Origin of the sequence: uncultured Psychromonas sp. (assembly GCF_947489755.1) — a bacterium.
GTDB lineage: Bacteria > Pseudomonadota > Gammaproteobacteria > Enterobacterales > Psychromonadaceae > Psychromonas.
The window spans coordinates 1-12,325 of record NZ_CANLFB010000028.1; the positions used below are offsets into that span (position 1 = coordinate 1).

At 36.4% G+C, this 12,325-nt stretch carries 13 protein-coding genes; 10 read left to right on the forward strand and 3 right to left on the reverse strand.

Going from position 1 to position 12,325, the window contains the following annotated elements:
- Positions 1 to 436 precede the first annotated feature (436 nt).
- From Q0794_RS14225 to Q0794_RS14235, 3 genes are all read right to left on the reverse strand, one after another.
- Positions 437 to 1,156 (reverse strand): DUF3379 family protein, encoded by a 720-nt coding sequence (locus Q0794_RS14225; RefSeq protein WP_298942995.1) that lies wholly within the window; start codon positions 1,154 to 1,156, stop codon positions 437 to 439.
- Entirely contained in the window at positions 1,149 to 1,712 is a 564-nt protein-coding gene (locus Q0794_RS14230; RefSeq protein WP_298942996.1) for a sigma-70 family RNA polymerase sigma factor, read from the reverse strand. The genes Q0794_RS14225 and Q0794_RS14230 overlap by 8 nt, the downstream gene beginning before the upstream one ends.
- A 595-nt stretch (positions 1,713 to 2,307) precedes the next feature.
- The gene (locus tag Q0794_RS14235; protein ID WP_298942997.1) at positions 2,308 to 2,799 is read right to left on the reverse strand and encodes a hypothetical protein; all 492 of its coding nucleotides are present in this window, start codon (positions 2,797 to 2,799) and stop codon (positions 2,308 to 2,310) included.
- A gap of 220 nt (positions 2,800 to 3,019) precedes the next feature.
- Between Q0794_RS14235 and ccoN the strand changes: the two genes are divergently transcribed.
- The 10 genes from ccoN to uspE all read left to right on the forward strand — a co-directional run bounded on the left by ccoN (position 3,020) and on the right by uspE (position 12,194).
- Complete coding sequence (ccoN, locus tag Q0794_RS14240) at positions 3,020 to 4,450, forward strand: cytochrome-c oxidase, cbb3-type subunit I (RefSeq protein WP_298942998.1); 1,431 nt, start codon at positions 3,020 to 3,022, stop codon at positions 4,448 to 4,450.
- A gap of 13 nt (positions 4,451 to 4,463) precedes the next feature.
- Positions 4,464 to 5,102 (forward strand): cytochrome-c oxidase, cbb3-type subunit II, encoded by a 639-nt coding sequence (gene ccoO, locus Q0794_RS14245; RefSeq protein WP_298943000.1) that lies wholly within the window; start codon positions 4,464 to 4,466, stop codon positions 5,100 to 5,102.
- A 47-nt stretch (positions 5,103 to 5,149) separates the two neighbouring features.
- Positions 5,150 to 5,341, forward strand: coding sequence for a cbb3-type cytochrome c oxidase subunit 3 (locus Q0794_RS14250; RefSeq protein WP_160063096.1), 192 nt, complete (start codon positions 5,150 to 5,152; stop codon positions 5,339 to 5,341).
- Complete coding sequence (ccoP, locus tag Q0794_RS14255; RefSeq protein WP_298943001.1) at positions 5,341 to 6,300, forward strand: cytochrome-c oxidase, cbb3-type subunit III; 960 nt, start codon at positions 5,341 to 5,343, stop codon at positions 6,298 to 6,300. Before Q0794_RS14250 ends, ccoP begins: the two co-directional genes overlap by 1 nt.
- A 139-nt stretch (positions 6,301 to 6,439) precedes the next feature.
- On the forward strand, positions 6,440 to 6,916 hold the full coding sequence (locus tag Q0794_RS14260; RefSeq protein ID WP_298943002.1) for a FixH family protein: 477 nt from the start codon (positions 6,440 to 6,442) through the stop codon (positions 6,914 to 6,916).
- On the forward strand, positions 6,917 to 9,340 hold the full coding sequence (locus tag Q0794_RS14265) for a heavy metal translocating P-type ATPase (protein ID WP_298943003.1): 2,424 nt from the start codon (positions 6,917 to 6,919) through the stop codon (positions 9,338 to 9,340). It abuts the gene before it with no gap.
- A complete protein-coding gene (gene ccoS, locus Q0794_RS14270) occupies positions 9,337 to 9,588 on the forward strand; it encodes a cbb3-type cytochrome oxidase assembly protein CcoS (RefSeq protein WP_298943004.1) in 252 nt (83 codons plus the stop codon). The genes Q0794_RS14265 and ccoS overlap by 4 nt, the downstream gene beginning before the upstream one ends.
- On the forward strand, positions 9,578 to 10,255 hold the full coding sequence (locus Q0794_RS14275; RefSeq protein ID WP_298943005.1) for a sulfite exporter TauE/SafE family protein: 678 nt from the start codon (positions 9,578 to 9,580) through the stop codon (positions 10,253 to 10,255). The genes ccoS and Q0794_RS14275 overlap by 11 nt, the downstream gene beginning before the upstream one ends.
- Positions 10,256 to 10,381: 126 nt before the next feature.
- A complete protein-coding gene (locus tag Q0794_RS14280; protein ID WP_298943006.1) occupies positions 10,382 to 11,125 on the forward strand; it encodes an FNR family transcription factor in 744 nt (247 codons plus the stop codon).
- 127 nt (positions 11,126 to 11,252) lie between these two features.
- Positions 11,253 to 12,194 carry a universal stress protein UspE gene (gene uspE, locus Q0794_RS14285; protein ID WP_298943007.1) on the forward strand — a complete coding sequence of 314 codons (942 nt, stop codon included), beginning with the start codon at positions 11,253 to 11,255 and terminating at the stop codon, positions 12,192 to 12,194.
- Positions 12,195 to 12,325: the final 131 nt, after the last annotated feature.

Below are 12,325 nucleotides of genomic sequence, written 5' to 3' on the forward strand. Positions count from 1 at the left end.
CAGCGACACACGGATTAACAGTCCGTTGCTCTACCAACTGAGCTAAAGAGGAATTGTAAACTTTCTCACTATTAAATATAAATTAACAGTGTCTCTATTGCTCTATCAACCGAGCTAAAGAGGAATTGTAACTTTCTCACTATTAAATTTAAATACAAATTAACAGTGTCTCTATGGCTCTACTAACTAACCTAAGAGGAATTCTAATTTGCTATAGTTTTATATAGCTAGCCTTCTATCATATCAATTGGTTAAATAATTGATAGTGCAACCAGAACTTATTTGTTTCAGTCACGTTAAAGACGGGCGCAGTATATTTTTTGCGTTTAATCATGTCAACAAAAAAGGCAGATAAAAAAATTGGTTGCTGATAATTCAAGCAACCAATCACAATTATAGGCTAACTAGCCCTTTTATTGTTCAATATTAGAACAGCTTAGATATCCCACTTAATACTTTTATTAATTTTTTCTTTCATCATTTCAAGTGGTTCATCTGGTTCGCCGACAATAACAACACTCGCTTTGCCGACATGTTCGGAAATACCTTTAAGATGTGTGTTACTAAATTCAGCTGAAGGGGTAAAATTTGCATCTTCTGGTACAACAAATACCGTCACTCGCCCTTTTTCACCTTTAAAAATCATGTGTAAAGCAGAAGTACCTTCAAAACTACAGTAATTAACAAACATCACTTCGCCTAAACCTGGCTCGGCAGTACCGCCGTAAACAGCCAATTTAGCATTAACACTTTGCAATGTTGCATTTTCATTTGCTTTTGCAGTTAAGAAGTATTCTTGTTGAACATGCTGTAAAGCAACCGTCCCGATATCGGATGGGCCTTTATTTTCTGTTAGGCTCCCCATCATTGGTAGACTTAAACCAATTACAAATGCAATTGAGGCCGCAATAGCAATATGCCAACGAGCACTCATATTTTTATCACGTTCTAATGCAAAGCTTTGTTCTAGCATTATTTTATCAGTTAAATCATCAGGTACATCTATACGTAAACTATTTTTTAGTAGTTTATCGAATGCTTTTGACTCTTCTATTAAATTTTTTGCACAATCTGATTCAGCAGCGCGCGATAAAAACTCGTCGGATTTATCATTAGGCGTCGCTATTGCAGTATGACGAAATAAAATATCATCCATGCGCTTCTCCATTATTATTCATCTCTACTTTTAAGTTAGTTTTAAGTAAATTTTTCGCTCTAAATAACCGTGTTAACACGGTGTTTTTATTTAGGTCTAGTTGTGTTGCTATTTCTTCAGCGGTAAAACCTGCAATGAGTTGTAATAATAAAGGTTCTTTATATTCAACCGGTAAAGCAGCTATTTTTTGCTGAATAAGTTCTTGATCATATGGGCTCGAATTTTCTTCCGCCGCTATTTCATAATCATCAATATCAACTAATGATAATTGTTTACGTTCAAAGCGTCTGGCATTCTCTCGCCTTAAAATAGTGAACAACCAAGCTTTTGCTGACTTGTCATCTAATAAACTGTCTATGCTTTTCCAAGCACGCAGACAGGTTTCTTGCACCAAATCTTGAGCAACCTCAGGATCACGGCACACCCAGAATGCATAACGGTATAAATCCGCGCTATAAACATTCACTAATGATTCATATCGTTTTTGTTTTCTATTCATATCCTTAAGGACCGCGGATGGCTCAGTTTTATTTCGCTTTAATGTAAAAAAACTCATTATTTTCCTTAATTATTTACTTTACCCCCCTAATTATAAGGGGTGTATTTAACTTTTACTTAAAATAGTCTCACCTGACATTTGTTCAGGCACTCAAAGTTTGAAGCTTTTTAATTTTTTTTGAAATTTTTCTCTAAAAAAAACGGTATCTATTACTGACGGTTAAATGAGTAATATAAAGAAAAGTGTTAATTACCTTTTGGCACCCTAAAATTAATACTATATTGAGATGATTGGTTTGTTGTTACTTTGTTATTTATAGCATTATTTATATGGTTATTTGCCTACTACATCACTTAGTATTGTTAAACAAAATAATAATACGACTCTCATTTAGGATACTGAAAAGTAAAGTGTTCTTAATACTAGATGTAAAGTCACTTAAGGTTATTTATAAAGCGCTTTAACGTTATACAGTTCAATGAAGTCATATAAAATACACTGAAATCAATAATAGCACTTTGCATAACCAGATAAATCACGCTTTTATAACAATTTCAAAAATTGCATGACACAAAGCACTTCCTTTGATCTAACCAAGATAAAATAAGCTACTTTCATAAAAATTCAGATAATAAGTATGATTTAATTAGCTTCATTTGATAATCAGAAAATCATAATGTATATCAATTGACTTCCCTTCAACTTCTATGATCATTTTCAATCGCCACAACATTCTATCTTCAGTACAAACACCAATCATACTTTTAGCGTGAGATTGAAGCTCTCCATCCTTTTTTTCTACAGGAGAAAATTTAATAGGTATTTGTCCCATAAACATTGTTTTACCCACTATTTTAGCACTCTTGACTTGCCAACTTTTAGCATCACTTTTTAGTGTTAAGTTATACCAATGTTCAGGTACAATTTTCCCTTCATCAACCGATAAAACAAAGTTCCCTAAAATTGAGTTAAAAACACAGGGTTGGGCAAGATCACAAATTGTTTCATCAAGCTCCAATCCCTGCTTATCAATTTTAGACTTATCCGTTTCTGTTTCAGATAAATCAATGGTTCTCCAAACGAATAAACCAATTAGTAAACTAAGCATACTAACTAGTTGAATCAATCTACTTTTTGTAAGCATTGCAATTCCTTGTAAAAATAGTGGTTAACGCGCATTTTTTAAAACAAACATTAGTTTTATTAACATTAAATCAATGGAAATCTGTTCATTTTTTTAATTCTCGCGTAAACTTCGGCCCAAATATAAATGTTTTCAGTTTAACTTTAAAACATTTATGTTGAATACTTATTTTTACGTCATAACGAACGTACATTGTAAATACATGCATGGAATCAACACAATGACAACCGCAACCAATATCCAACCTGACTACAACATGAAAGTAGTTCGTCAGTTTACACTTACCACCATTCTTTGGGGTATCGTTGGCATGAGTGTAGGGGTGCTTATTGCAGCTCAACTCGTCTGGCCAGCTTTAAACTTCGATACACCTTGGCTTACTTACAGTCGTTTACGTCCTCTTCATACCAATGCTGTTATTTTTGCATTTGGTACGTCAGCGTTAATGGCCACTTCTTTTTATGTCGTTCAACGTACCTGTCAAACTAGATTGTTTGGTGGCCCGTTAGCCTCTATCGTGTTCTGGGGATGGCAATTAGTAATTTTATCTGCTGCTATTTCATTACCTCTAGGTTACACAACGTCAAAAGAATACGCTGAGTTAGAATGGCCAATTGACTTACTTATTACCGTCATTTGGGTGCTTTATGCGACGGTTTTCTTTGGCACAATGGCGATACGTAAAACGTCACACATTTATGTAGCGAATTGGTTCTTTGGTGCGTTTATTTTGACAGTAGCGGTATTGCATATTGTTAATAGTATGGCGATTCCAGTTTCAATGTCATCGATGAAATCATATTCTGTGTATGCAGGTGCGGTTGATGCGATGGTACAGTGGTGGTACGGCCATAATGCCGTTGGTTTCTTGCTAACAGCCGGCTTCCTTGGAATGATGTATTACTTCGTTCCTAAACAAGCAAACCGCCCAGTTTACTCTTACCGCTTATCTATTATTCATTTTTGGGCGCTAATTGCTGTTTATATCTGGGCTGGCCCACATCACCTTCATTACACTGCATTACCTGATTGGGCTCAATCATTAGGTATGGTGATGTCACTGATCTTATTTGCTCCATCTTGGGGTGGCATGATCAATGGTATTATGACGCTATCTGGCGCGTGGCATAAACTACGTACAGACCCTATCTTACGTTTCTTAGTGGTTTCTCTTTCTTTCTACGGTATGTCTACGTTTGAAGGTCCGATGATGGCGATTAAAACAGTTAATGCTTTATCACATTATACTGACTGGACAATCGGTCACGTACACTCTGGTGCACTAGGTTGGGTAGCAATGGTTTCAATTGGTTCTATTTACCATTTGGTTCCACGTTTATTTGGTCAACAAGGCATGTACAGCACGGCATTAGTTAACTTACATTTCTGGTTAGCAACTGTTGGTACTGTTTTATACATAGTCGCAATGTGGATATCTGGTGTGATGCAAGGGCTAATGTGGAGAGCTGTAAATGCAGACGGTACATTAACGTATACCTTCGTTGAATCATTAGAGAAATCTTACCCGTTCTATGCATTACGTTTCCTAGGCGGTGTTATCTTCTTAACTGGTATGTTTGTAATGGCTTACAATACATTTAAAACAGTGACTGCAGAAGAAGGCTCTATCAAGCCTCAAGAATTAGCTTAGGAAGGAGTTGATAATGAAACATGAATTTATTGAAAAGAATGTTGGTTTATTAGCCATTCTGATTATCATTGCGATTAGCTTTGGTGGATTGGCTCAGATTACGCCGTTAATATTCCAAAAAGAAACCAATACACCGGTTGATACATTACGCCCATACACAGCACTAGAAATGGAAGGTCGTGATATTTATATTCGCGAAGGTTGCCATGTATGTCACAGCCAAATGATCCGCCCTTTCCGTGCTGAAACTGAGCGTTACGGTCACTACAGCATGGCAGGTGAAAGTGTTTGGGAACATCCATTCCTATGGGGCTCTAAACGTACTGGTCCTGATTTAGCACGCGTAGGTGGTCGTTATTCTGACGCATGGCACGAGGTTCATTTAATAAACCCTCGTGATGTTGTATCTCAGTCGAACATGCCGGGCTTCCCATGGTTAGCAACTGATTTGTTAACAGGTGAAGACACTGCTCGCAAGCTAGAAATTTTCAACATGTTGACTAAAAACCAAGGCCATAAAGATGAAAATGGTGTAATGCAGCCAATTTATTCTGAACAGGATATTGCAGGTGCTAAAGCAGCCGTTGAAGGTAAAACTGAGATGCAAGCATTGATTGCATACTTACAATCACTTGGTCATGCGTTTAAATAATTAAAGTTAGTGCCTAGTAATAGGCACGTCAGGCTACTGGAGGCTATATGGATTTTGGAACTTTTAACGGATTATATACATTATTTTTAATTATTATTTTCGTTGGGTTAATTTTATGGGCCTACAGTAAAAAACAAAAAAAGTCATTTGAAGAAATGGGTAATTCTATTTTAGAAGATGACCTGGACTCAACACAGTATGAAAGCACCTCAAGCGAACATACAGGAGCTAAAAAATAATGAGCATTTTTTGGACAATATGGATATCTGTCATCACATTAACCGTCATCATCGGTTGTGCAGTACTTCTAAAAGCAGCAAACACGAATAATACAGGTGTAAAAGAAGGCGAACCAATGCCGCACACCTTTGATGGTATTCAAGAATTGAATAATCCCCTGCCTAAATGGTGGGTTGGTTTATTTTGGTTTACGATTGTTATCGCGTTAATTTACTCTATTGCGTTCCCAAGCTACACAGCAAATTGGAACGGCTTTTTAAATTGGACGAGTGCAGATAAAGACGTTACTGATGTCTCTCAACTAGATGAGCGCGCGGAAACATCAAAATCACAATACCAACGTGAAATAGATGCTGCAGAAATTAAATACGGCGAAGTATTTAAACAACTCGTTTATACCGATGCAGGTGTTTATAAAGACATCGAAGTCATTGCTAAAGACTCAGAAGCAGTAAAAGTAGGTCAGCGTTTATTCCTACAAAACTGTGCTCAATGTCATGGTTCTGATGCTCGTGGTAGTAAAGGTTTTCCAAATCTTACTGATGATGATTGGCTATATGGTGGTGACCCATTAACCATCAAAGAAACGTTAATGAATGGCCGTAATGCAGCAATGCCAGCGTGGAAAGATATTCTAGGCGAAGACGGTATAAAAGAAGTAACAAGCTATGTATTACAACTAAGTGGTCGTCGTGTGAATGACATTGATGCTCAAGCCGGTGCAGAACGATTTGTGGTTTGTGCTGCATGTCATGGTGCTGACGGTAAAGGTTTACATGCATTTGGTGCCCCTAACCTTACGGATAAAGTGTGGTTATACGGTGGTTCACGTAAAGCAGTTGAAGATACATTAAACAATGGCCGAAATGGTGTCATGCCAGCTTGGAAAGATGTGTTAGGCGAAGATAAGATTCAACTAATCTCTGCATTTGTTTATTCTTTATCACAACCAAAATAAGTTAAATTTAATCGCTATTTAGCGTATTGAATCGAACATTTAAAGCCTCGTTAATCGAGGCTTTTTTATAGCTAAAATTCGTCATAAATGCTAGATTATCGCGTATTGCCTCCCCCTACTTTTAATAACAGGAATTGTCATGCAAACAGAAGTAAAAAAGTCTTGGTTTAAACAATTTTGGCCTTGGTTTTTAATTATTTTACCAATGGCTGCTGTTGTTGCTGGTATCAGTACGTTTATTATCGCCTCTGATAATAAACCCGATATGGTTGTTGATGATTACTATAAAACTGGCAAAGCAATTAATGCCGATTTAAGCTTATTAACTAATGCTAAAAAGTTAGGTCTTTCTGCTGAAGTAGTACAACAAGCAGATGGTTTATTAATCAAGATGAAAGGATTAGAAACAAATACTTCAATCAGTTTCTCTTTATTTCATTCAACTCAATCTAAGCGCGATAAGCTTTCTATGCTAACGGCAGATGCAGAGGGTAACTATCATTTTGAAACAGACCAACCATTAGAAGGTAAATGGTCACTTCGACTTGAACCCTTTGATAAAAAATGGCGTTTAGAGAAGAAAGTCATTTTTCCATCTGAAAAAATAACATTATAAATGCAACAGGTAAGCCAATGCTTTCATTGTGGAGAGCCTAATCCAAGCAATTCAACTTTTTATGTCCTGATTAATGGTCAGCAACAAACGATGTGTTGTCCTGGTTGTCAGGCAGTCGCTCAGACAATTGTTGATAGTGGGTTAAGCTCTTATTATGAACACAGAACAGAAGTTGCAGCTAAAGGGGAATCATTAATCCCAGATGAACTACAGCAACTTGAACATTATGATATTGAACAAATACAACTCGATTTTATAAAACAAAATGGCAACACGACAGAAATAACCTTAACTATCGAAGGCATAAGCTGTGCTGCTTGTGCCTGGCTTATTGAAAAGCAGTTACGTTTTTTACCCGGTCTTATTTTTGTTAACGTCAATACCACTTTAAATCGCGCCGTTATTCGTTGGGATAATGAGCAACTTGTATTAAGTAAAATCTTAGAACAAATTCAACGTATTGGTTATAAAGCCTACCCTTTCCAAGTGAATCAACAAGAGCTTTTTTATACTCAACAAGTTAAATCATATTTACGTAGATTAGGATTAGCAGGTCTTGCGACTATGCAGGTAATGATGTTTGCAATCGCGTTATATGCAGACTTCTTTTCGGGCATGCAGCAAGAATTCATTACTTACTTTAGATGGGTTAGTTTTATTCTGGCAACGCCAGTGCTTCTATACAGTGCACAACCATTTTATGTAAATGCATGGCGTAATATCCGCAATAAAACCTTAGGGATGGATATCCCCATATCAATTGCTTTGTTGGGCGCTTATACGGCTTCTAGTTATGCCACTATTGTGGGCGAAGGCGAAGTTTATTTCGAATCCGTATCAATGTTCACTTTTTTACTGCTATTAGGCCGCTTATTAGAACTTCGTGCTCGTCGTAAAGCATCTGAAACCAGCAGTAATTTATTGCGTTTATTGCCTTCGATGGCAACTTTATTAGAAACAAATGATGGTGAAACCACACACCACTTAACCCCGGCAAAAACTCTTATACCAGGTCAAAAAATACTGGTTAAGCCGGGCGAAACCATTGCTATCGACGGTATCATTGTAGACGGTCAAAGTAATATTGAAGAGTCCATGCTCACCGGTGAACATTTACCTGTTTTCAAAAAACCTCAAGATATTGTTTATGCGGGTACCGTGAATATTAGTAGTGTACTCACTATTGAAGTGGTCAATATCGGTAACAACACACTCATTTCAGACATCATACAATTGCAAAATAGTGCACAACAAAATAAACCTCATATTGAAGTGATTGCTGATACGGTATCTCGTTACTTTGTAGCGGCGTTATTATTAGTCGCAACATTCACTTATATTGGTTGGAGCATCATTGATCCTGACCAAGCATTTTGGATCACCTTGTCTGTACTGGTGGCCACTTGCCCATGTGCACTCTCTCTTGCAACCCCTACCGCACTAACTTGTGCTACGGCACAGCTTAATAAACAAGGCATTTTAATTAAACAACATCACGTATTAGAGACCGTGAATAAAATAGATCATGTTGTTTTTGATAAAACTGGCACGTTAACGCAAGGTGACTTTAAATTACTTAATACACATCTACCCACATTAGAAATTACAAAGTCCCAATATAATAAACAACAATGTATTAACCTGGCTGCAAACCTTGAAATGAACTCAGAGCACCCTATTGCAGTTGCTTTCACACAATTAAAAGGTCAAACATTAGTATTAAATAATATTGAAAACATTCCAGGGCAAGGTTTACAAGCTATCTGGGAAGATGGTGGTCAACAATTGCAAGTGAAGTTAGGCCATGCAGCATTCTGCGAAGTAAATAAAACACTTAGTAGTCATGAGTTATTAATCTACCTAACGGTTAACCAGCAACTTGCTGCAACCTTTGAATTAGGTGACGAAATACGTGAATCTGCAATGGATTTAGTGCGTTTTTGTCATAAAAACAACCTAGAAACGACTATGTTAACAGGCGATATTTCAGATAAAAGTGAAGAAGTCGCAAAGCAATTAAACATTAAAAATGTAGTTAAAGGCGTTAGCCCACAACAAAAATTAGCGCATATCGAAATGTTACAACAATCACAACAAGTTATGATGATTGGAGACGGTATCAATGATGCGCCTGTGTTAGCAGGTGCTCACATCTCAGTGGCATTAGCCAGTGGAACCGATATTGCTAAAAATAGTGCAGACGTCATTCTATTAGGTTCTGATTTACGTAAAATAAATCTATTAACTAATAATTCGAAACAAACAACACGTATCATTAAAGAGAATCTAGGTTGGGCAATCGGCTATAATGTGATCATTGTGCCATTAGCCGTGATGGGGTTAGTACCTCCATACGTTGCAGTGTTAGGGATGTCTTTTAGTTCATTAATTGTAGTGAGCAATTCATTAAGGTTATTAAAATGAATATTATCTATGTACTGATTCCAATAGCGATGATCTTTGTCACCATTGCAGTCATCGTGTTTTTTTGGGCAGTTAAGTCAAACCAATATGATGACCTCGATAGAGAAGGTGTTAATATTTTATTCGATGAAGATGTACAGCCATCAAATTCAATAAAAAAAACGCAAAAAAAATCTGAATACTCAGAGATAAAGTCACCTCAAACAACGCCTTTGAAAACAAGTGATATAAAACCAGATGCTCATTAATGACTTTTTAAGTGCTTTTTTAATCGGTTTATTAGGGGCTGGACATTGTATTGGTATGTGTTCAGGCATTGCTAGTGCACTGAGCTTTTCAATCAACCCAGATCAAAAAAATGGATTACTTTCATTACTACTCTATAACTTAGGCCGCATAACAAGTTATTCAGTAGCTGGTTTTATTTTCGCAGCCAGTAGCAGTGTGTTAATTGTCTGGATGGGAGGCAAAGAATCACTTATTTATTTGCGTATCTTCGCTGCCATTATGATGCTGTTATTAGCGTTTTATATTGCTAGATTATGGAATGGTTTAATAATAGTTGAACGAGCAGGTCAATTTTTGTGGCAGTTTATAAAGCCTTTAGCGCAATATTTTTTGCCACTAAAACATCCGGCTTTAGCTTTCCCCCTTGGCTTTTTTTGGGGCTGGTTACCTTGTGGTTTAGTCTACTCCTCTCTCGTCTGGGCAATTAGTACGGCCAATGGCCTTAATGGTTTAGTTATTATGCTTGGTTTTGGTTTAGGCACATTACCTGCCATGATGTTAGTCGGGTCTTTAAGCCATAAATTAAAAAATATCCTCAATAAAAAATGGTTTAGGTATGGCAGTGGATTAATATTAGCGCTATTTGCTTTTCAAACTATTTATATTGCCCTAATACAATTACATTAGCCCTTAATATTGCCATTAAGCCTAATGTTTCGAAAATACTGACCTAGGTGAGCAACTTTGTCATTAACAATTTCAAAGCCACTTTATAAGATGTTAGTATTAACTATAGTCAATATTATTTAAGAGATGAGTATGGATAAAAGTAATTCAAGTCGAGCACAAACCGGTGGCAATTCAATTCATTGTCAAGATTGTAGTATTAGTCAACTATGTATTCCTTACTCTCTTAATGAGACTGAATTAGATCGTTTAGATACGATCATTGAACGTAAAAAACCAGTTCAAAAAGGCAGTGAAATTTTTAAAGCTGGCGATAATATGAAATGTTTATATGCCATTCGTTCAGGTACTTTAAAATCTTATACCATTACAGAGCAAGGCGATGAGCAGATTACTGCTTTCCACCTAGCGGGTGATTTAGTGGGTTTTGATGGTATTAGCACAGGTACACACCCAAGTTTTGCTCAAGCACTTGAAACAGCAATGATTTGTGAAATCCCTTACGATACGCTAGATGAATTATCGACGACTATGCCTAAATTAAGACAGCAAATTTTACGTTTAATGAGTGCTGAAATTGTTGGCGATCAAAATATGATTTTACTCTTATCGAAAAAGAATGCAGAAGAAAGATTGGCGTCATTTATTCATAACTTATCAGTTCGCTTTGCTGCTCGTGGTTTCTCACCAAAAGAGTTTAGGTTATCGATGACACGCGGTGATATCGGTAATTACTTAGGTCTAACAGTTGAAACAATAAGTCGTTTATTAGGACGTTTCCAAAAAAGTGGCATGATTGCTGTTAAAGGTAAATACATCACAGTATTAGATGATGCACAACTATCAGAGTTAGCTGGTTCATTAACTTAAAAATCAAACTCCTGCATAACCCGCCAGAAAATAAATTAATTTCAATTTTCTGGCAGATATCACTATCTGTTTGCCCTTATTTGATCTAAGTTATAGTTATATAGATTATTAGAAATTGGAGGCTAACATGCTTAAATACCGTAATATTTTAGTTTATATAGATCCAACACAGGAAGAGCAGCCCGCTTTGCAACGTGCAATTGAAATAGCGGAAAAAGAAAAAGAGACGAAAATAACTTTATTCTTATCCTGTTACGACCTAACCTACGAAATGACCTCTTTAAGCTCTATGGAAGAACGTCAAGCGATGCAATCTTTAGTTATCCGTGATAACAAAGGGTGGTTAGAAACGCTTGCTGCACCTTATAGAGAGCGTGGACATACTATAAACTGTCAAGTACATTGGCATAACCGTCCTTTTCAAGCTGCCATTCAATTAATATTAAAAGACGGTTATGATTTATTAATAAAATCAACCCATCCTCACCCTCGACTTAGTGCCATTTTATTCACACCAACTGATTGGAATTTATTACGTAAGTGCCCTATTCCATTATTATTGGTTAAAGTTAAATCTTGGCCTGAAAATGGTAATATTTTATGTGCTGTAGATTGTAAAAGTATTGAAGATCCAGACCATCATAATTTGAATGAAGCTATTTTAGCCGAAGCGAATGATATTGCAGGAATGGTGAAATCAAATGTACATGTCGTCAATGCTTATCCTAGCCCACCAATGAATATTATGATGGAACTACCTGAATTTGATCCTATTCATTATGAAGACGGCTTAAAGAAATTCCACCAAAAAACCTTAAATGATTATGCTAATAAATATAATATCGAAACGCAAAATATACATTTACGACAGGGTTTGCCGGAAGATGCTATTAGCGATGTGGCACAAGAAATTAAAGCAGAATTGGTTATTTTAGGAACGGTGGGACGTTCTGGTATAGGTTTAACGCTATTAGGCCACACTGCAGAACAAGTCATTGATAAGCTAGACAGTGATTTGCTTGCCCTAAAACCAGATGGGTTTATAAGTCCAATAAAATTAGAATCATAATTGTTCGCTGTCGCCATAACCTAAAAGTGTGTAAAACATGATCTAACACTTTATTTTTCTGAAAAATATACTGGAAATAACATTGTGAAAATAAAAAGTCCAATACCTTATTTAACGGGTATTGGACTTTT